This window comes from Acetobacter garciniae (assembly GCF_017377735.1).
GTDB classification, from domain to species: Bacteria; Pseudomonadota; Alphaproteobacteria; order Acetobacterales; family Acetobacteraceae; genus Acetobacter; species Acetobacter garciniae.
This window is the reverse complement of record NZ_JAFVMH010000002.1, coordinates 266,011-284,871: the sequence shown is the minus strand read 5'-3', so window position 1 is coordinate 284,871 and position 18,861 is coordinate 266,011. Positions and strand designations below refer to the sequence as shown.

Here is an 18,861-nt window from a genome sequence, read left to right as displayed (position 1 = left end):
TTGCCCGGGCTTGCCGCAGGAGCCATCCCCCGCGACCGCGTTACCGGGCCAGACGATATGATCCTGAATGAGGCATTCAGGCGAGCCAGCCTGTTGCACGGGCCGTTCTCTGCTCTGCACAGAGACCCTGCACGCCCGGTTTGTCAACTCAAACCGACAGGCAGGCCGCAAAAGAACGCCCCAGACCCGCCCCCAATCGCGTTCCACCCCGCAGGAGCGCTTTTTTCGCCCCCGATCACACCTGATAGAGCGGCAAACCGCGCCCCATGGCCCCATGGCGCGCCGGCCGGGCCGCCACGGCAGGGGATCAGGTGGCGGGGCTAGGCGCGGATGGTCGCGAGTCGCGCCTGCGCGATCCGCAAGGCTTCGGCCAGGACGGCCTGGGCGTTCATGGTGTCGGTTTCGATCACATGCGCATCGGCCGCCGCCCGCATGGGGGCGACTTCGCGGCTGGCATCCGCCATGTCGCGCGCGCGCAGGGCTTCTTCCATCTCGCGCAGGCGGGCGGCGCAATCCGGGGCGGTGCTGTCCCCCCCCATTTGCAGAAAGCGCCGCAGGGCCCGGGTGGCGGGGGATGCGGTAATGAACAGCTTGACATCCGCATCGGGAAAAATGGCGGTGCCGATATCGCGCCCGTCCAGCACGGCCCCCCGATCGAGGGCGAAACGGCGTTGGGTTTCGACCAGGGCCGCGCGCACGGCGGGCTGGGCCGCGACCTTGCTGGCCGCCTGCGCGACCTCGGGCAGGCGCAGGTCGGGACGTTGCAGGTCGGTGGCCAGCAGGGCGTGGGCGATATCCTGCGCGGGCTGGGCCGGATCGCGCCCGGCATCCAGCGCAATGCGGCCCACGGCACGGTACAGCAGGCCGGTATCCAGATAGGGCAGGCCCAAAGCTTCGGCCAGGCGGCGTGCGAGCGTGCCCTTGCCCGCCGCCGCAGGCCCGTCCACCGCGATAACCGGCCCGCCCCGCAGGGGCGTGGTGCCCGGGGCCGGGCTCATGCCGAAAACCCCGCGCCCAGCGTGTTCATAAGGTCCAGATAGCCGGGAAAGCTTGTGTCGATAAACGCGGTATCGTCGATTGCCACCGGCTTTTGCGCGACCAGTCCCAGTACGGATGCGCTCATGGCCAGGCGGTGGTCCATATGGGTCTGCACCAGCCCGCCACCGGGCACGGCACCGGCTGTACCGAACACCATCAGGTCGTCCCCTTCCACGCGGGTTTGCACGCCGTTGGCTTCCAGCAGGGCCACGGTTGCCGCCAGGCGGTCGCTTTCCTTCACGCGCAGTTCCTCCACGCCGCAAAAGCGCGACACGCCGGCAGCCTGTGCCGCGGCCACTGCCAGAATCGGGTATTCGTCGATCATGGACGGTGCGCGTTCGGCCGGGACCGTAACCCCATGCAGGGCAGAGGCCCGCACATGCAGATCGCCCACGGGCTCGCCCCCTTCAACACGTTCGCCGCTGATTTCAAGCTGGGCACCCATGTCGCGCAGGGTGGTGAACAGCCCCGTGCGCAGCGGGTTCAGCCCCACGCCTTCGATCACGATATCCGACCCGGGAACCAGCAATGCCGCCACGATCGGGAACGCGGCCGAGGACGGGTCACCCGGCACGACGATATCGCGCGCCACCAGGTCGGGGCGGCCTTCCAGCACGATCACGCGCCCGCCCTGCGGCGTGGATGTTACCGTGACCGTGGCCCCGAAATGGCGGAGCATGTTTTCGGTATGGTCGCGCGTGGCCACGGGTTCTTCCACCCGGGTCTGGCCCGCCGCATTCAACCCGGCCAGCAGCACGGCGGACTTGACCTGGGCGGAGGCCACGGGCAGGCGGTAATCCAGCGGATGGGGGTCGGCCAGGCCGCGAATGGCCATGGGCAGGCGCCCGCCTTCACGGGCAAGGAACGTGGCCCCGGTCTGGGCCAGCGGGTCCATGACGCGTTTCATGGGTCGGCGGCGCAGGCTGGCATCCCCCGTCATGACCGATGTCATGCCATGGCTGGCCAGGATACCGGACAGAAGACGGGCCGCCGTACCGGAATTGCCCATGTCCAGCACGGTGTCGGGTTCGCGCAACTGGCCGATACCCGGACCGCTGACCCGCCAGCACCCTGCGCCCTCGCGCACGGCATCGGCCCCCAGGGCGCGCATGGCCGCAGCCGTGCACAGCACGTCCTCCCCTTCCAGCAGGCCGGAAATACGGGTCTCCCCCCGTGCGAGGGAGGCGAACATGAGGGCGCGATGGCTGATGGATTTATCGCCCGGCACGCGCAATGTACCGGTAAGCGGCGCTGTCGCACGAACGACCCGCAACGGGCGTGCGCTGGAAGAGGGAGCGTGTGTCATGCCCCTCTCATTCCGGCGTTGGGCGGTGCAAGTCAATCCGCCGGGGCGCATAAAACCCACCGCGTGGCGGAGAAAATACACGCCAGACCCAAACTCGGGTTTGACAGGAGCGCGAACACAGTGGCATTTGGCGTCGCCTTATAGTCTGGTCGATTCCCGCGTATGTGCGCAGCCTTTGGAATCGTCCGTGTCCGGGGGCGTTGCCCCTACAATGTCTGTTCAGGATCGACAGGTAGCAAGATGTCCCAGCCCGATCTCGGCACCAAACGCGTCTGCGTCTCCTGCGGTGCCCGCTTTTACGACCTGCATCGTTCTCCCGCTGTGTGCCCCAAATGCGGCACGGAACAGCCTGCCCTGGTACCGCGCCTGCGCCGGAGCATGGACAGCTATGCCGCAACCCCCGTGCCGGCAGCACCCGTCAAGACCAATGAAGAGGATATCGATCTCGACACCTCGGACGATGATGACGATGATGACGTGCTCGAAGACGCCACCGACCTGGATGACGATGACGACGACATCAGCTCGGATATCGACGTGAATACCGATTCGGAAGATCACGAATCCTGAGCATCGCCTTCGCATAGGTGACAGATAACGAGACGCGACAGGAAAGCCCGCCACCCGGCGGGTTTTTTTGTGCCCGCATCATGCTGCCGGCACGCCCGGGCACGCCCTGCTTTTCCCCCGCGCCGCCGCCATCTGGCCTCGGGCTGAAAAACAGGGCTGGAGTGCGACGGGAAATGGTGGTGTCCTTCCTTTTCTGTTCTGTCGGCCGGAGTCTCGCGCGATCATGAAATGCCTTCCCCCTATCCTGAGTGCCGTAGCCCTGCTCTCCCTCGCCGCGTGCGAGGATGCCCCGCTGCCCGACCAGACAGGGCTGGACGCCACCAGCGTGCCCGGCACGCTGATCCAGAGCGCCCCGCTGGACCCCGCCTACAGCATTCCCGGTGCGGGCAAGGCGCTGAGCATTTCCTACCTGTCCACCAACGGCGTGACCGGGACCGGGCTTGTGCCCGTGACGGGGGAGGTCATCTACCCCGCGGGCCCGGCCCCCGCAGGCGGCTGGCCGGTCGTGGCCTGGGCGCATGGCACGGTGGGCATTGCCCAGGCCTGCGCGCCCTCACGCAACCCGCCTTCTTCCCGCAACGCCACCTATCTGGGTGCGTGGCTGAAACGGGGTTTTGCGATCGTGGCCACGGATTACCAGGGTCTGGGGGGCGAGGGCGTTCACCCCTACCTGAACGCCCGGGCGGAAGCCTATAGCGTGCTCGACAGCGTGCGTGCGGCCCAGAAAGCCCTGCCTGAACTGGACAGGAAAGTGCTGATCGTTGGCCAGTCGCAGGGGGCGGGGGCTGCCTTTGCCGCTGCTGCTTACGCACAGACCTATGCCCCGACACTGGATATTCGCGGCACGGTGGCGACCGGTATCCCCTACATGACACCGCAGATCGCCCAGGCGCTGCTGGCCGACCCCGGCAAGCCCGTCGGCAAAGGGTCCGGCAAGGGATCTGTCAAGGACGAGCCCGATCCGATCGTGGCCTATGCGCTGCTGATGGGTGCATCCGAAGCCGGGCTGAACCCCGCCTTCAGCCCCACCGAGGCCTTTACCCCCAAGGCGATGCACGCCTTCGGGGCCGCGTCGCAAATGTGCCTTACCGGCCTGCTTGATGTCGTCAAGGCGGATGGGCTGACACGCGCCAACGCCTTCCAGCCCGGGCTTGGCCACGCCCTTGCCCCCGTGTTGCAAGCCATGGCCTACCCCACGCTCAAGCTGAATGCCCCGCTTTTCGTGGGGACGGGCACGGCGGATGTGGACGTGGCCCCGCAGGGCCAGTTGCTGCTGGTCAAGGATGCCTGCCAGGCCGGCACCACGGTGCAGGCCCATCTGTACAAGGGGCTGGACCATTCGCAGACCGTGCTGGCATCGCTGAAGGATTCAGAAGCCTTCACCACGGCGGTCATGGCCAATGAACCCGTAACCCCAAGCTGCGCGCCCACGCCGCAATAAGGCTGCGCCCAGCACTGCCGGCCCGTGGGCCATAAGGCCCCGGTCATTCGGGCCGGTCCCGATCCGTCGATCGGCCCGGGGCAGGCCTGCCGGGGCGGCACGCCGAAGCGTTGGGGGCAGAGATCGTTTGCAAAAACGGCCTGCACCTACCGGGCGAATTCAGAAAAGTTTCTGGGTGTCGCCTTTTTTCAAAAAGGTGACAGTTTCTGAAGCTTTTTGAAAAAAGCTTCACCAAAAACTTTTATCTCTTCTTTATCGATGAATCGGCTGGACCTCAGGTCCGGACGGGCCTGCGTTCTATTTCCACGCCGACTGCCTCGATTTCCTCGAACACATCCAGCTTTTCAATGCGTACGCGCACGACCCGCACCCGTGCATCGGCCAGCACGCCTGCGGCAATCCGTTCGGCCAGGGTTTCGACCAGCCTGACATGCCCTTCATGCACGATCTTGCGCACAAGGACCACGACATGCTCGTACGAAACCGTGCGGCTGAGATCGTCCGCGCCGATTTCAAGATCCGTGCGGTCTTCCACCCCGTAATGGACAGACACGCGAATACGCTGTGTCACGCCCTGTTCATGGGGGAACACGCCTATATTGGCGTCCAGCACCATGTTTTTCAGGAACAGGCAACGCAGGGGCGGTTCTTCCGCCCAGGGAGCAAAAACGGCCATTCTCTTATTCTTCCACAGCGGTGCCCGCAGGTGTTGGGGCAGACCATTGCAGGTGCTGCCCGCCATCGAGTGCGAGCATCTGCCCGGTTACGGAGGGCAGCGCAAGCAGGGCAAGGGCGGCCTGGGCCACTTCCTGCGCCGATGTGCCCCGACCCAACGGTACGGAAGCGCATTGCCGGGCAAACTGTTCCTCGGTCTGGCGGGGGCTGGGCAAGGCGGGGCCGGGGCCTATGCCGTTCACGCGGATCCGCCGCGGTGCCAAAGCCAGGGCCAGGGTGCGGGTCAGTGTCCATAACGCACTTTTGGAGACGGTATAGCTGATGAAATGCGGGGTCAGCGACCATACGCGTTCATCGAGCATGTTCAGCACCATGCCTTCGGCTTCGACCGGCAGGGCACGGGCGAAGTTCTGCGTCAGCACGAAAGGCGCACGCAGATTGGGCTTCATATGCAGCATCCAGCTTTCCAGCGTGGCGTCATCCCATTCGTCCCGCTCGAAGGTGGAGGCATTGTTCACCAGCACCCCTACCGGCCCGCCCAGCAACTGGGTCGCGCGTTCGATCAGGGGCTGCACTTCCTCCTCCCGCGCAAGGTCGGCCTGCAACAGCCCGCCCCTGCGGCCATGCGCGCGCACGTCCTGCAAGGTTTCTTCCGCCGCGGCAACGCTGTCGCGGTAATGGATGGCCACATCGAAACCAGCCCTGGCCAGGGCCAGCACCAGGGCCCGGCCCAGCCGCGTGGCACCGCCCGTAACCAACGCCCGACGCGGAATAGCGGCGGAGATCAGAAATTCGCCCGTGCTCATTACGCTCAGTCTCCGTAAACGGGGCTGCCTGACCGGCCACCGTCACTCATGCAAAAACAGTTCTACGGCCCGTCATCGCAGGCCCGTCATCTCAGGCAGGGTCTCAGGCCGGTAGTCTCAAACAGGCAGTCTCAAACACGCAACTTCAGGCCGGGCGGCGGGCACCCAGGGCTGCTGCCAGGGTGCCATCGTCCAGCACATCCAGTGCGCCACCCATGGGCACGCCCTGCGCCACCCGGCTGACGGTAACGCCGCCATAGGCCACCAGCCTGTCCATGAGCCAGTGCATGGTCGTCGCCCCCTCCACCGTGGCCCCCAGGGCCAGAATGACCTCGCGCACCTGCCCGGCCTCAAGCCTGGCAAAAAGCGGGGCCACGTTCAGATCCTCCGGCCCCGTGCCGGACAGGGGCGACAGCGTGCCGCCCAGGACCTGGTACACGCCCCTGTGCACGCCCGCGCGTTCCAGCGCCCACAGGTCGCCCACCGTTTCCACCACGCATACCACCGCGTGTTCACGCAGCGGATCGCGGCAGATATGGCACGGGTCCAGCGTATCGAGATTCCCGCATGACGAGCAGGTCCTGATCGCATCACCCGCTTTTTCAAGCGCGCGGGCCAGCGGGACCAGGCGGGTCTGCGGTTCCTTGAGCAGGTACAGCGCCACACGCCGGGCCGAACGCGGGCCGAACCCCGGCAGACGCCCCAAAAGGCGTATGAGCTGCTCTATTTCCTGCCCGCCGCCTGCGTCCATGCCCGGCCTTTCCCCGCCCTGTCGTAATACCGCGCGCTTAGAACGGCAGCTTCAGCCCCGGGGGAAGGTTCAGCCCGCCGGTGACCTTCTGCATTTCCTCCGCCGCCGTGGCGTCCAGCTTCTTGCGCGCATCCGCACAGGCCGCGACAATCAGGTCCTGGAGCATTTCCATATCCGACGGGTCGGCCAGCTTGGGATCGATCTTGATGGAGCGCATGTCGCCCTTGCCGCTCAGCACCACGCTGACCATGCCCGCACCGGCGGCGCCTTCGATGCTCATCCCCTCGAGCGTGCTTTGCATGGCTTCCATCTTGGCCTGCATCTGCGAGGCCTGCTTCATCAACGAGGCAAGGTTTTTCATGGTCGTTCCCCTGGTTTCAAAACCGTATCGTTATCCTGCCCGCACTCCCCGCCAGATGTGTATCTGGCACGCGGTGCGGGCGGGCATTGCGTTCAGTTGGGCGACTGGCCCGGATCGTAGGGTCGTTCATCAGCGTCCAGAAGGGCCGCGTCAAGCGGGGCGAACGCGAAATCAGGCATGTCCGCCCCGAAATCGGGGCCATAATCCGGACCGAAATCGGTGCCGAACGCATCATCGAACGCAGCTTCGGGCACCCCCGCGAAGCCCGCTGACAGGGCCTGGGGTATTTCCTCTGGCGGCAGGCCGTAATCGTCCAGATCGTGGTCGCGCACCTCACCCAGCTCGGCATCGGGAAAGGCCGCCAGAATGGCGCGCACCAGCGGGTGGGACGCGGCCTCCTTCCGGCGGAACTGAATGACCTCCGCCCCTTGGGCATCCAGCGTGGGCTCACCCTGGGCTTCGGACACGTTGACCTGCCACGCCATGCCCGTCGCGCGTTCAAGCACCTGGCGCAACTGGCGCGGCACGTCGGCCGGCACACCGGGGGCCAGGCGCAGCACGATCCGACCGGGCGCGAAGGAAACCAGATGGGCCGCATGCCGCAACTGCCCGTGCAGGATCGCCTCGCGCTGGTCCTTGACCAGGGCCACGGCCTCACGCCAGGTGCGGGGCATTGGGGGGGGCGCATCGGCGGCCGGGCTCGCGACCGGTTCGCCCGAGGGGGTGCCGGACTGGACGCCAGCCGGGTCGCCAGAGGAATTACCAGAAGCAGTGCCAGATGACTTGCCCGGCGGCTCATGCAGCGGGCTGGCCCCCTGCCCTTCGGCATGGTCGGGGGGTTGCAAACCCGGCTCGACCGGGCGCAGGGGCTGGGCGGGCGGCGCGTGGATTACCGGGGCGGGGGTGGCCTGCCCGTCAGGTGCAAGAGATGCGGGAGCCAGAGACAATGCCGCCGAACCCGCGACCATGCGCAAATGGGCGCGCCCGCCACCCGGCTGCCCCCACGGGGCTTGTGCCGCCTCTCCGTGCTGCGGGCTCGTTGCCGCCGGGCCATTGTGCCCCTGGGCCGCAGCCGCAACATTGCGCCCCTGCCCAGCGGGAGATGCAGTGGGGGATGCCATGAGGGATGCCGTAGGGGACGCAGGCCCCGCCAGCGCCGAACCGGACGCACCACCCCCCTGCCCGGTGGAAAGACGGCGCACCAGATCCTCGGGCGAGGGCAGGTCGGCCACAAAGCACAGGCGGATCAGCACCATGTCGGCGGCGGCCCGGCGGTCCGGCGCGGTTTCAAGCTCCTGCATGCCCTTGAGCAGCATCTGCCACGCGCGCATGAGCACGGGCACGGGAAAACTGCCCGCCATCTGCGTGCCGCGCACCCGCTCGGCCTCTGGCATGTCCGCCGCCTGCGCGGCCGAGGGCACGGCCCGCAGGCGCGAGAGCGTATGCACAAGCTCGAGCATGTCGCCCAGCACCAGCCCGGCATCGGCCCCGCGCGCATGGGCGGCATCCATCAAGGCCAGCGCCTGTTCGGGCTGGCCGGTCAGGGCGGCTTCCAGCAGGTCGAACACCACCTCGCGGTCGGCCAGACCCAGCATGTCGGTCACGACCGAGGCCTCGATCATCCCTTCGGCATTTTCCTGGCTGCTGCCTTGGGCAATGGCCTGGTCGAGCAGGCTCAACCCGTCGCGCACGGACCCGTCCGCCGCGCGGGCGATCAGGGCCAGCGCATCGTCCGACAGGCGAACATGCTCCTTGTCCGCAATGCGCGCGAACAGCCCCACCAGATCGGCCTGGGGCACGCGCCGCAGGTCGAAGCGCTGGCAGCGCGACAGGACGGTGACCGGCACCTTGCGCAATTCGGTCGTGGCGAAAATGAACGTGACCTGCGCTGGCGGTTCTTCCAGCGTCTTGAGCAGCGCGTTGAAGGCATTGCGCGAGAGCATATGCACTTCGTCGATGATAAAGACCTTCATGCGCCCCTGCATGGGGCGGAAACGCGTGGCCTCGATAATCTCGCGCACATCGTCCACGCCGGTGCGCGAAGCCGCGTCCATTTCCAGCACGTCGGGGTGGCGGTCGGCCAGGATGGCCACGCAGTTGGGGCAGACGCCGCACGGGTCCGCCGTGGGCCCGCCATTGCCATCCGGCCCAGTGCAGTTGAGGGCGCGGGCAATGATACGCGCCGTGGTGGTCTTGCCCACCCCGCGCACGCCCGTCAGCATGAAGGCATGGGCGACGCGCCCCAGCGCAAAGGCGTTGCGCAGGGTGCGGACCATGGCCTCCTGGCCGATCAGGTCATCGAAGGTGGTGGGGCGGTATTTGCGCGCCAGCACCCGGTAGGGCGAGGCCGACTGCCCGTCGGGCATGGCGGAACCTGCCGGCTCCTGCACAGAAGGCGCAGCCGCCGATACTGCCGGCGGGGGTGCGGACGGGGTGGGTTCCGCATCGCCGAACAGGCCGGGGCCTTCGGGTTCGGGACTGGGAAGGCCCTCATCCTCGGGACGCAGGGCGTCTGTATCGTCGGTCATGACGGGTCCGAAAAAAGAAGCGCGTGCCTGCGCGCCATCCCCTCTTGCAGGGGGGCCGTGCCGCCACATGGGGCGGACAATGCGGTGGAAAGCCGGACAATGACCCGGACAAAACTTGTCATGGCTGCTTCCTTCCGGACCTGACCGGGGTTGGCAAGGTATCCGTCCACTGCCGACTTTCCGGGTTCACACCTAGCATCAATCGCGCCATCATGCCAAGCCTGCACTGCGCGCCCGGCTTGTTTCTTTGACCCAACCGCCCTGCACAGGCTAGAAAACCGGCACGCACAGCCGCAAGAGACAGGAGAGCCCCGCCGTGTTTGGTTCCGTATCCGGTTTTAGCCGCCTTCCGGCCCTGGCCTGCCTTATGGTGCTGGTCTCCATGCCGGTTGCCGGAGCCCTGGTCTCCCCCGCCGCCGCACAGGACGATGAACCCGAAGCCCCCCCCACCCCGCGTGACACGGTGCCCAACCGCAAGCTGGAAAGACAGCTTGCCATCCTGCATTTCAAGCCCGATGCCGCAAGCGATGCCTGCGTCAACGCCCTGAGCGCCCTGCACAAGACCCAGGACCAGTTGACCCAGGAAGAAGCACGCTACCACGATCAGGATATTGCGGTGGCCCAGGACGTGCTGGAGTCGGACTTTGAAAATTCCCTCGAACACTGCTCCCCCGACGCAAGGGCCCTGTGCGCCGAACCTTCCCCCTCCCCCGGGCTGGCCCAGGCCTGCGCCCAGATCGACAACGTGCCCGAACCTGCCGAACAGTAACGCCCCCCGCAACAAGGGCGCCGGAGGGGGCGCGTGAGCCTGCCTTCAGCCACCCGGCCGCCGCCCCGCCGGCACCCGTCTGCGCCAACGGCCACCGGGGCGGCAGGGATGACCCACAGCCTTGTGGCCTGCCCGGCCGGTGCTTACGGGTGGAAGCCGCTGGTGCTGACAGCCGTGCTGTTCTTTATCATCGGCTTTGTCACCTGGTTGAACGGACCGCTGATAACCTTTGTCCGGGTTGCGTTTTCCCTTGATGATGTCAGCAGTTTTCTTGTCCCGCTGGTTTTCTACATCGCGTATTTCCTGTTCGCCATTCCCGCAAGCCTGGCCGTTGCCCGCACCGGGCTGCGCCGGGGGCTGGGCTGCGCGCTGCTGATCATGGCGGCAGGCATGGCCGTTGCGGGGCAGGCCATGCGGGCGGGGCATTACCCCACGACATTGGCGGGGTTCCTGGTGCTGGGGGCCGGGCTTGCCATGTTGCAGGTTTCGGTCAATCCGTATGTCAGCTTTCTGGGGCCACGCGCACGCGGGGCGCAACGGATCGCCATTATGGGCGTATGCAACAAGCTGGGCGGTATTCTGGCCCCGCTTGTACTGGCAAGCCTTGCCATGCGCCATATCGCAGGCTTTGCCAGCGAACTTGCGGCACAAAGCGACCCGCAGGCCCGCGCCACCCTGCGCCAGCATGTTCTGGCGGCCATTTACTGGCCCTATATCGGCATGGCCGCATTGCTGGCCGTTACGGCATGCTGGGTCGTGCGATCGGGCCTGCCCGACATAGACCCCGGCGGGGCCACCCCCACGCCCGAAAACCCCCATGCCACCGCCCTGGAGCCCGCGCACACTACCCCGCCCTCGGATACCGCACCCGGCATTCAGCCCCGCCCCTCACCTGCCCCTGACGCGCCAGCCCCCTACGCGCCTGCCGCCCCTCAGCCGTCCCGGCCCCGCCTTGCCTGGCAGCAGGTCCTGTCCATCCGGGCCGTGCTAGGGGCGCTGGCCATGTTCCTTTACGTGGGGACGGAAGTTCTGGCGGGGGACGCCATAGGTACCTATGCGCAGGGCTTTGGAATATCGCTTGACCAAACACGGTTTTTTACGTCACTGACCCTGTCATGCATGCTGCTGGGCTATCTTGCGGGGCTGGCCCTTTCTCCGCGCTTCATCACGCAGGAGCGTTATCTGCTGCTGTCCTGCGCCCTGGGCGGGGTGTTCAGCCTTATGGCGTTCTGCACGCAGGGCTATGCCTCCATCCTGGCGGTCAGCCTGCTGGGTTTTGCAAATTCCATGATTTTTCCATCTCTTTTCCCCATCGTGCTCGGCGGGGCGGAACAGGCGGCGGCAGCGGTTTCGGCCATGCTGGTCATGGCCTATTGCGGCGGGGGCATTGTGCCGCAGGTTTTCGTGGCCCTTGAACCGGTGCTGGGTTTCCAGTCCGCTTTCGTGGCGATCACGTTCCTCTCCTACGGGCTGATCGCGGCCTATGGGGTGCTGTTTTCAAAATACCATGACTGATACGAGGTTATGCGCATGACCGACCTGACCGGCCAGCTTGTCCTGCCAGACCGGATCCTGCCCGGCCGGCTTTCCTTTACCGACCATCTGCATGCGCTAACGCCCGAACCCCGTGCACCGGAATGCTATATTCTGCCCGGTTTCATCGACTGCCACGTGCATGGGGGCGACGGGGCGGACACGATGGACGGCATTGACGCCATTCACACGCTCAGCCGCTTTCATGCCCGGCATGGCACTACCACATTGCTCCCCACCACCATTACAAACCCGTGGCCCGATGTGCTGGCGGCACTGGCGGCCATTGCCGAAGTCATGCGCCAGGGGGTGCCTGACGGCCCGGATATTGCAGGCGCGCATCTGGAAGGGCCGTTTGTCAGCCCGCACCGGCTGGGGGCACAGCCGCCCTTCACATTGGAGCCCACGCCCGAACGCGTGGCCCAGGCCCTGGCCCCCGGCTGCGTACGGATTGTGACCCTCGCCCCCGAACTGGCCCATGCCCCCGCCGCCATGGAGCAGTTCGCCCGCGCGGGTGTGCGGGTCAGCCTTGGGCATACCACAGCAGGTTACGAACAGGCCGAGCAGGCCATCTGCCGTGTCTGTGCCGCAGGCGGGGTTGTGGGGGGCACGCATCTGTTCAACGCCATGCCGGGCATTGAAAGCCGCAGGCCCGGCCCGGCTGCCGCCCTGATGTGCAGCGACGCCTATAGCGAGATGATTTTCGACATGCACCACGTCCATCCCGGCTCGTACAGGCTGGCCCAGCGTGTCATGCCCGACAGGCTTGTCTTCGTGACCGACGCCATGCGGGCTGCTGGCCTGCCCGACGGCCCCAGCCAGCTTGGGGGGCAGGATGTGATGGTGCAAGACGGCACGGCCCTCCTGCCCAATGGCAGCCTGGCGGGCAGCGTACTGACACTGGATACCGCCCTGCGCAACGCCGTGGCCACGGGCACCTCCCTGCCGCAGGCCGCCGCCCTGCTCACCCGCAACCCGGCGCGCTACCTAGGCCTGGCGGACCGGGGGATGCTGGCGCCGGGCCGCCGGGCCGACCTTGTGGTGCTATCGCCCGATCTGCATGTGCGTGAAGTCTGGGTGGCAGGCACGCGCATAGCCTGACACGAAAAGGCGCCCGCCCGTTCAGTCGGGCAGGCGCAATATGGTGTCCACACCCTTGCGGGTGGCCAGCACGGCTGCTTTTTCCTTGGGGGTGAGCGCGGTGTCTGCTTCCGCCAGGCTCGGGGCCTCGGCAAGCTTGACCAGGCCCACAAGCTGGTCCGCATTGATGGGATCGCCCGGCCGCCGTTCGGGCGGCAGCATGGCCAGATGCGCCTGGGACAGGGCGGTATCCGCCCGCAGGGCCCGCAGCGCATCATGCGGAAGGGAGGGACTTTCCTCGCATTCGAGGGCCTGGGCAACCTTGGTCAGCACTTCTGGCGGGTGGGTTTCCTCCGGCACGAGCAGCAGCCCCGCCTTGCGGAAATCGAGCCCGACCGAACGGCTGCTGGTAAAGGCCACCAGCGGAATGGAAAAGACCAGCCCCAGCAGCACGGGTGTCATCCAGAAAAACAGGGATGAGGACACAACCCACGCCCCGGCCCCAAGCAGGATGCCAAACACCGTGAACCGGCCGTATTGGCGGATGATATCCCATAGCGGAATACCGCCATCGTCGCGGCGCTGGGTGTTCCAGCCCGAATCGTGCCCGGTCAGGATGGAAATGACACCCGAGGTCTGGATCAGCATGGCAATGGGGGCGATCAGCCCGCCGATGAGCGTTTCCGCCAGGATGGACAGGCCCGCCCGCAGCGCGCCACCGCAGCCCCGACGTGCTTCACCATCGAACAAAAGAGCGATATAGGCCAGGAGCTTGGGGGCCAGCAGGATGATCATCGTGCCGATGAACACGTATTTGGCCTGCACGGGATCGACATGCGGCCAGTGCGGGTACAGCAGCCTTGTATCGCCAAAATATTCGGGCCGCTGGAAATGGGCCTGTAGCGAAATGAGAATGCCGGTCAGCAGGAACACGAGCCACAAGGGCGATGTGACATAGGCCCCGATGCCGATCACCATATGCATGCGGCTGATCCAGTGCAGGCCCTTGGTGGGCAGCACTTTCACGTGCTGGAGGTTGCCCTGGCACCAGCGCCGGTCGCGAATGGCCACGTCGGTCAGCGAAGGGGGGCTTTCCTCGTACGATCCGTCCAGGGCGGGTATCATGTGGATGGCCCAGCCGCCGCGCCGCATCAGCGCGGCTTCGACAAAATCATGGCTGAGGATATGCCCGCCAAAAGGCGGCTTGCCCGGCACATGCGGCAACCCGGCCTGGCTTGCGAAGGCGCGGGTGCGGATAATGGCGTTATGGCCCCAGTAATTGCCTTCCGACCCGTGCCACCAGGCAATGCCGAAGGCAATGATCGGGCCGTAGACCCGGCCCGCGAACTGCTGCATGCGGGCGAACAGGGTGGTGCCGCCCACAATGACCGGCAGGGTCTGGATCAGCCCCACGCCGGGGTTGCGTTCCATGGCGGCGGCCATGCGCACCAGTGTCGCCCCGGACATGACGGAATCGGCGTCCAGCGTGACCATATGGTCGTACGCCCCACCGAAACGGCGTACCCAGTCCCCCACATTCCCCGCCTTGCGTTCGACATTGTTATGCCGGCGGCGATAGAAAATGCGGTCGTACCCCCCTGTCTGCGCGCGCAGGGCGAGGAAAGCCGCTTCCTCCTCCACCCAGACATCGGGGTTGGTGGTGTCGGAAAGGATAAACAGGTCGAAGGCTGCGATCTGCCCGGTTTCGAGCAGGCTGGTGTAAATGGCCTTCAGCCCCGCCATGACGCGGTGCGGGGGTTCGTTATAGGTCGGCAGCAGCAGCGCGGTACGGCGGGACAGCACAGGCAGCGGCCCGGTGCGGCTGATGCCCAGGCCCAGCCCGCCATGGGCCACCAGCGAGCAAAAGCCCGCCACGGCCGATGTAAAGGCCAGCGCGATCCACATGAACAGGGCAATGAACAGCACCAGCATGATCACGCCCAGGGTGGAAATCCCGGCCGCATCCATCACCTTGTGGGTGCGCCATGCGCCGTAAGCCGTCAGCAGCAGGGCGGAGCCGATCACGGCCAGCCGGCGCAGGACGATCGAACGCGGGGAGGTGGCCGGGGTGTGCGCACGGCCCTGCATGTCCGGGGCCGCGTGCAGGTCCTGCACGGGCATGGCCAGCGGGGCTTCGGGCGGCAGGGCGGGGTGGGAAGGAGACGGCACCTTCGCTTGCTGGCTTACGGCGTCCATCGGTACAGCCATTGTTCTGAAACCGGGCCGCTATCCGTTTCCAGTACGCAGCTCAGATCGGCCACCTTGGCGTCACCCGGCACGAATTCGAACGTCGTGCGCCAGCCGTTGATTTCGGGGTTGGGTTCGACCACCACATTGCGGACCGACCCGGCCGACGCCTTGGGGGTAACGTGGAAATGCGTGTCCTTGGGCAGGTGATCGAACGGGGTGCCCAGAAAATCGATGGCGAAGAACCGCGCATCGCTGTTATCGGTCGCGGCACCCACCCGTGTGGCCCCGATCCGCGCAAGCGGTGTGGGAAAGGGTACGTCCCAGCCCCAGTACATGCGGTACGTGTAGCTGTATTCCCGGCCCGCGCGCATGGGCTCCTTGGGTCGCCAGAACGCGACGATATTGTCGTTGACCTCGTTCGGGGTGGGAATTTCCACCAGATCCACCCAGCCCGCACCCCAGTCGCCTATGGGTTCGATCCAGAGCGAGGGACGTTTTTCGTAATGCAGCGCCAGGTCCTCGAACGCGTGGAAGGCGCGGCGGCGCTGCATGAGCCCGAAGCCCCGCGGCGAGATATCGGAAAACGCCGACATCTGCAGGTCCAGCGGGTTGCGCAGGGGGCGGAACAGTTGCTGGTCGGCACCGGTCCACATCTGCAACGCTTCGCTGTCATGGGCGGCGGGCCGCCAGTCATCGATATGGTTGCGGTCGTTGGCGTCGAAATAGAACATGCCCGTCTGGGTAGCCACACCGGACTGCTCTATGGTCGTGCGCGGGAACAGCGTGCTCTGCACATCGAAAACCGTGGTGTCGCCCGGGCGGATGGTAAAGCGGAACGCCCCGGTCAGCGACGGGCTGTCCAGCAGGGCATGGACCACGACCGACTGCACCCCGGGCTGGGGTTTTTCCAGCCAGAAGGCGCGGAACAGCGCGAATTCCTCACCCTTCGGGTCGCCCGTGCCATTGGCGAACCCCCGGGCTGAAAGCCCGTAGATCTGCCCCTTGCCCACGGCGCGGAAATAGGAGGCACCCAGAAAGACGCAGAATTCCTCCATCACGGTGGGGGTGTTGATGGCCGTACGCAGCCTCAGCCCCGCGAATCCGAGCGTGTCCGATGTTCTGAGCGTGGGATCGGCATAGGTGAACAGGTCGGGAGAATAGGGAACGGGGGCCGCCTGCCCGTCCTTGACCTCGTAAATCTCGATCCGGGGCCGGTAGAGGAATCCGCGGGGGAAAAACTCGACATCGAAAGCCAGGCTGTCACCCGCCCACAGGGCCCGTTCGGGACGGTAGGCAATGCCGCGATATTGATCGAAATTGAGGTTGTCCACCGCGCTGGGCAGGTGCTGGTCGGGCGCGTGATAGGACGCACCGGCAAGCCGCCGCGCGATCTGGATGACCGTGTTGTCGTCGAATGTGCCGGTAGCCCCGCTGATATCATCGGCCCGGGCGGGCTTTGCGACTCCGCCCACGAGGGATGCGAGTGCAACCCCCGCCCCCGCCTGCATGACCCCACGTCTTAGCACATTAAATGGCACACCTGTCTCCAGTCCTTGAAACCTGTCCGGCGGGATTTTAGTCATGTCTGGCAGTTTGTCACTGTGGTACGGTTTTTTCTGGGCAGGCTTCGGGCGGGGCCAGCAGGGCCTCGATCCGGGCCAGGCTGTCTGCCGCCAGTTCCGCCGTCTGCCGTTCCACGCCACGGTACAGTGCAATCACCTGCTGCCCCGCTTCCGTCAGCCCCGCTCCGCCGCCACCGCCGGGCCTGGTGACGACAAGAGGCTGGGCAAAAAGCTTGTTCAGGCTGTCGACCAGCAGCCAGGTGCGCCGGTAGGACATGCCCATGGCCCGGCCCGCCGCGGAAATGGAGCCCGTTTGCGCAAGATGTTCCAAAAGCCGTATCTTGCCATGCCCAAGGGCTGCGCGGCCGTCCACATCCACACGCAACGTCAGTCTCACACGTCCGGTCGCACCCCCTTTTGGCGTGCCCGCCGGCGGTGTGCGCCCTGGGGGGGCTTCCGTTTTCTCCCCCGTCACCCCATCTGTCATGCCACCATTTTTCCCGAATAATTCCTTGACGAAAACAATCCCTAGAAAACAGTTCTCGCATGAACACTTCAAGCGCAGATACCATCTGGCGTGTTATGACGCCAGACGATCTTGGCCCTGCCCTGCATCTGGCGGGCACCTGCTACCCTGACTACCCCGAAGACGCCGCCGTTTTTGCCGAACGCCTGGCCCTGAGCCCGGAAGGATGCTTCGTGCTGGAATGCCGGGGCCGTCTGGCGGGCTACCTTTTCAGCCACGCGTGGAAGGGGGCCGTTTCAGTCCCGCTCAACACAGTGCTGGGGCACCTGCCGGACACCCCGGACCGGTGGTATATCCACGACCTGGCACTGGCCCCCGCCCTGCGTGGGGGCGGACATGCCCGCACCGCCATTGCCCTGGCCGAAAATCAGGCCCGCAAGCGTGGGCTGGGCTTGTTGAGCCTGACCGCAATCGGCCCCGCGCTACCTTTCTGGCTGAGCCAAGGCTTTGCGAGCGAACCCGCCTGCGCGCACGAACAGGCAGTGCTGGCGCTGTATGACGCCAATGCCCGCCTGCTGACACGCCGTGTGGATCAGGCGTCGTCCTCGGCCTCGCCCTGATCGGGGGCGACCATCATGGCCTCGGCCACCACACCGGCATCCTCACGCACGCGGCGTTCGATATCGGCGGCCATTTCGGGGTGATCGCGCAGGAACTGCTTGGCGTTCTCACGCCCCTGGCCAATCCGCTGGCTGTCGTAGGAGAACCAGGCCCCTGATTTTTCCACCACACCGGCCTTGACCCCAAGGTCGATCAGTTCGCCCACCTTGCTGATGCCTTCGCCGTACATGATGTCGAATTCCACTTGGCGGAAAGGCGGGGCCATCTTGTTCTTGACCACTTTCACGCGCGTCTGGTTGCCCGTGACCTCGTCCTTGTCCTTGATGGAACCGATACGGCGGATATCCATGCGCACGGACGAATAGAACTTGAGCGCATTGCCACCCGTAGTGGTTTCGGGGCTGCCGAACATGACCCCGATCTTCATGCGGATCTGGTTGAGGAAGATGATCAGCGTGTTCGAACGCGCCACCGTGCCCGTCAGCTTGCGCAGCGCCTGGCTCATCAACCGGGCATGCAGGCCGACATGGCTGTCGCCCATATCCCCCTCAAGCTCCGCACGCGGCACCAGGGCGGCCACACTGTCCACCACCAGCACGTCGATCGCACCCGAGCGCACGAGGGTATCGGCAATTTCAAGCGCCTGCTCGCCCGCGTCGGGCTGGCTGATCAGCAGGTTGTCGATATCCACGCCCAGCTTCTTGGCGTAGCCGGGGTCCAGCGCGTGTTCGGCGTCGATAAACGCGCAGGTGCCGCCACGCTTCTGCGCTTCGGCAATGGCATGCAGCGCAAGCGTGGTCTTGCCCGAGCTTTCGGGGCCGTAGATTTCCACCACGCGGCCACGGGGCAGGCCACCGATGCCCAGGGCGATATCCAGCCCGAGCGAGCCGGTGGAAATCACATCAGCCTGTTCCTTCGGGCGCTGCCCGAGCCGCATGACGGAGCCTTTGCCAAAGGCCCGTTCGATCTGCCCCAGAGCACCTTCCAGCGCCTTTGCCTTGTCCATTTTCCTCTATCCCTCTGCTTTGGGCCTGCCGCCGCGCGCATTCTGCCCGCGGGCCTGACATCGGACTTCAACCCCTGCCATAATGCTCAGGGCCTCGCAACGCACACCGGCCCGCCTGCGACTCCGACCGGGCGCGTTAAGAATACGATCTCTTTTTG

17 protein-coding genes and 1 other RNA gene are annotated in these 18,861 nt (G+C 65.9%); 6 read left to right on the top strand and 12 right to left on the bottom strand.

Annotation, left to right across the window (positions count from 1 at the left end; genetic code table 11):
* Window positions 1-320 precede the first annotated feature (320 nt).
* Window positions 321-998, bottom strand: a complete 678-nt coding sequence (locus J2D77_RS05210) for a (d)CMP kinase (RefSeq protein WP_207845244.1) — start codon at window positions 996-998, stop codon at window positions 321-323.
* Window positions 995-2,395, bottom strand: a complete 1,401-nt coding sequence (aroA, locus tag J2D77_RS05205; protein ID WP_207845243.1) for a 3-phosphoshikimate 1-carboxyvinyltransferase — start codon at window positions 2,393-2,395, stop codon at window positions 995-997. The genes J2D77_RS05210 and aroA overlap by 4 nt, the downstream gene beginning before the upstream one ends.
* Before the next feature lie 189 nt (window positions 2,396-2,584).
* Between aroA and J2D77_RS05200 the strand changes: the two genes are divergently transcribed.
* Both J2D77_RS05200 and J2D77_RS05195 read left to right on the top strand, forming a co-directional pair.
* Window positions 2,585-2,914: a TIGR02300 family protein gene (locus J2D77_RS05200; RefSeq protein ID WP_207845242.1), complete on the top strand. Its 330-nt coding sequence runs from the start codon at window positions 2,585-2,587 to the stop codon at window positions 2,912-2,914.
* A gap of 223 nt (window positions 2,915-3,137) precedes the next feature.
* The gene (locus tag J2D77_RS05195; RefSeq protein ID WP_207845241.1) at window positions 3,138-4,355 is read left to right on the top strand and encodes a lipase family protein; all 1,218 of its coding nucleotides are present in this window, start codon (window positions 3,138-3,140) and stop codon (window positions 4,353-4,355) included.
* A 274-nt stretch (window positions 4,356-4,629) separates the two neighbouring features.
* On the opposite strand, the gene folB is transcribed toward J2D77_RS05195, so the two are convergent.
* The 6 genes from folB to ffs form a co-directional block, all read right to left on the bottom strand.
* The gene (folB, locus tag J2D77_RS05190; protein ID WP_207845240.1) at window positions 4,630-5,031 is read right to left on the bottom strand and encodes a dihydroneopterin aldolase; all 402 of its coding nucleotides are present in this window, start codon (window positions 5,029-5,031) and stop codon (window positions 4,630-4,632) included.
* Window positions 5,032-5,035: 4 nt separating this feature from the next.
* On the bottom strand, window positions 5,036-5,836 hold the full coding sequence (locus J2D77_RS05185) for an SDR family oxidoreductase (RefSeq protein WP_207845239.1): 801 nt from the start codon (window positions 5,834-5,836) through the stop codon (window positions 5,036-5,038).
* A gap of 145 nt (window positions 5,837-5,981) precedes the next feature.
* Window positions 5,982-6,587 (bottom strand): recombination mediator RecR, encoded by a 606-nt coding sequence (gene recR / locus J2D77_RS05180; RefSeq protein WP_207845238.1) that lies wholly within the window; start codon window positions 6,585-6,587, stop codon window positions 5,982-5,984.
* 37 nt (window positions 6,588-6,624) lie between these two features.
* Window positions 6,625-6,948 carry a YbaB/EbfC family nucleoid-associated protein gene (locus J2D77_RS05175; RefSeq protein ID WP_207845237.1) on the bottom strand — a complete coding sequence of 108 codons (324 nt, stop codon included), beginning with the start codon at window positions 6,946-6,948 and terminating at the stop codon, window positions 6,625-6,627.
* Between the two features lie 92 nt (window positions 6,949-7,040).
* Window positions 7,041-9,476 carry a DNA polymerase III subunit gamma/tau gene (locus J2D77_RS05170; protein WP_207845236.1) on the bottom strand — a complete coding sequence of 812 codons (2,436 nt, stop codon included), beginning with the start codon at window positions 9,474-9,476 and terminating at the stop codon, window positions 7,041-7,043.
* Window positions 9,477-9,559: 83 nt separating this feature from the next.
* An RNA gene (gene ffs / locus J2D77_RS05165) (signal recognition particle sRNA small type) lies at window positions 9,560-9,658 on the bottom strand.
* Between the two features lie 134 nt (window positions 9,659-9,792).
* Here ffs and J2D77_RS05160 point away from each other — a divergent pair.
* The 3 genes from J2D77_RS05160 to nagA all read left to right on the top strand — a co-directional run bounded on the left by J2D77_RS05160 (window position 9,793) and on the right by nagA (window position 12,879).
* Window positions 9,793-10,245 carry a hypothetical protein gene (locus J2D77_RS05160; protein ID WP_207845235.1) on the top strand — a complete coding sequence of 151 codons (453 nt, stop codon included), beginning with the start codon at window positions 9,793-9,795 and terminating at the stop codon, window positions 10,243-10,245.
* Between the two features lie 108 nt (window positions 10,246-10,353).
* On the top strand, window positions 10,354-11,760 hold the full coding sequence (locus J2D77_RS05155; protein WP_207845234.1) for an MFS transporter: 1,407 nt from the start codon (window positions 10,354-10,356) through the stop codon (window positions 11,758-11,760).
* A gap of 15 nt (window positions 11,761-11,775) precedes the next feature.
* Window positions 11,776-12,879 carry an N-acetylglucosamine-6-phosphate deacetylase gene (nagA, locus tag J2D77_RS05150; protein ID WP_207845233.1) on the top strand — a complete coding sequence of 368 codons (1,104 nt, stop codon included), beginning with the start codon at window positions 11,776-11,778 and terminating at the stop codon, window positions 12,877-12,879.
* A gap of 21 nt (window positions 12,880-12,900) precedes the next feature.
* Here nagA and mdoH read toward each other — a convergent pair whose 3' ends face one another.
* Genes mdoH through J2D77_RS05135 form a run of 3 tightly spaced genes read right to left on the bottom strand, consistent with a single transcriptional unit; the run spans window position 12,901 to window position 17,097 of the window.
* On the bottom strand, window positions 12,901-15,066 hold the full coding sequence (mdoH, locus tag J2D77_RS05145) for a glucans biosynthesis glucosyltransferase MdoH (RefSeq protein ID WP_207845232.1): 2,166 nt from the start codon (window positions 15,064-15,066) through the stop codon (window positions 12,901-12,903).
* Window positions 15,042-16,586 carry a glucan biosynthesis protein gene (locus tag J2D77_RS05140; protein WP_207845231.1) on the bottom strand — a complete coding sequence of 515 codons (1,545 nt, stop codon included), beginning with the start codon at window positions 16,584-16,586 and terminating at the stop codon, window positions 15,042-15,044. The genes mdoH and J2D77_RS05140 overlap by 25 nt, the downstream gene beginning before the upstream one ends.
* Window positions 16,587-16,644: 58 nt before the next feature.
* Window positions 16,645-17,097 carry a winged helix-turn-helix domain-containing protein gene (locus tag J2D77_RS05135; RefSeq protein WP_207845230.1) on the bottom strand — a complete coding sequence of 151 codons (453 nt, stop codon included), beginning with the start codon at window positions 17,095-17,097 and terminating at the stop codon, window positions 16,645-16,647.
* A 95-nt stretch (window positions 17,098-17,192) separates the two neighbouring features.
* On the opposite strand from J2D77_RS05135, the gene J2D77_RS05130 reads away from it, so the two are divergent.
* Window positions 17,193-17,696: a GNAT family N-acetyltransferase gene (locus tag J2D77_RS05130; RefSeq protein WP_230975528.1), complete on the top strand. Its 504-nt coding sequence runs from the start codon at window positions 17,193-17,195 to the stop codon at window positions 17,694-17,696.
* Here J2D77_RS05130 and recA read toward each other — a convergent pair.
* The gene (gene recA, locus J2D77_RS05125) at window positions 17,669-18,703 is read right to left on the bottom strand and encodes a recombinase RecA (protein ID WP_207845228.1); all 1,035 of its coding nucleotides are present in this window, start codon (window positions 18,701-18,703) and stop codon (window positions 17,669-17,671) included. The genes J2D77_RS05130 and recA overlap by 28 nt on opposite strands.
* Between the last annotated feature and the right edge of the window lie 158 nt (window positions 18,704-18,861).

Bases quoted from the DNA above. Each gene is read 5' to 3' on its own strand.
- J2D77_RS05210 (WP_207845244.1), bottom strand. From the start codon at position 998: ATGAGCCCGGCCCCGGGCACCACGCCCCTGCGGGGCGGGCCGGTTATC.
- aroA (WP_207845243.1), bottom strand. From the start codon at position 2,395: ATGCGCCCCGGCGGATTGACTTGCACCGCCCAACGCCGGAATGAGAGG.
- J2D77_RS05200 (WP_207845242.1), top strand. From the start codon at position 2,585: ATGTCCCAGCCCGATCTCGGCACCAAACGCGTCTGCGTCTCCTGCGGT.
- J2D77_RS05195 (WP_207845241.1), top strand. From the start codon at position 3,138: ATGAAATGCCTTCCCCCTATCCTGAGTGCCGTAGCCCTGCTCTCCCTC.
- folB (WP_207845240.1), bottom strand. From the start codon at position 5,031: ATGGCCGTTTTTGCTCCCTGGGCGGAAGAACCGCCCCTGCGTTGCCTG.
- J2D77_RS05185 (WP_207845239.1), bottom strand. From the start codon at position 5,836: ATGAGCACGGGCGAATTTCTGATCTCCGCCGCTATTCCGCGTCGGGCG.
- recR (WP_207845238.1), bottom strand. From the start codon at position 6,587: ATGGACGCAGGCGGCGGGCAGGAAATAGAGCAGCTCATACGCCTTTTG.
- J2D77_RS05175 (WP_207845237.1), bottom strand. From the start codon at position 6,948: ATGAAAAACCTTGCCTCGTTGATGAAGCAGGCCTCGCAGATGCAGGCC.
- J2D77_RS05170 (WP_207845236.1), bottom strand. From the start codon at position 9,476: ATGACCGACGATACAGACGCCCTGCGTCCCGAGGATGAGGGCCTTCCC.
- J2D77_RS05155 (WP_207845234.1), top strand. From the start codon at position 10,354: ATGACCCACAGCCTTGTGGCCTGCCCGGCCGGTGCTTACGGGTGGAAG.
- nagA (WP_207845233.1), top strand. From the start codon at position 11,776: ATGACCGACCTGACCGGCCAGCTTGTCCTGCCAGACCGGATCCTGCCC.
- mdoH (WP_207845232.1), bottom strand. From the start codon at position 15,066: ATGGCTGTACCGATGGACGCCGTAAGCCAGCAAGCGAAGGTGCCGTCT.
- J2D77_RS05135 (WP_207845230.1), bottom strand. From the start codon at position 17,097: ATGACAGATGGGGTGACGGGGGAGAAAACGGAAGCCCCCCCAGGGCGC.
- J2D77_RS05130 (WP_230975528.1), top strand. From the start codon at position 17,193: ATGACGCCAGACGATCTTGGCCCTGCCCTGCATCTGGCGGGCACCTGC.
- recA (WP_207845228.1), bottom strand. From the start codon at position 18,703: ATGGACAAGGCAAAGGCGCTGGAAGGTGCTCTGGGGCAGATCGAACGG.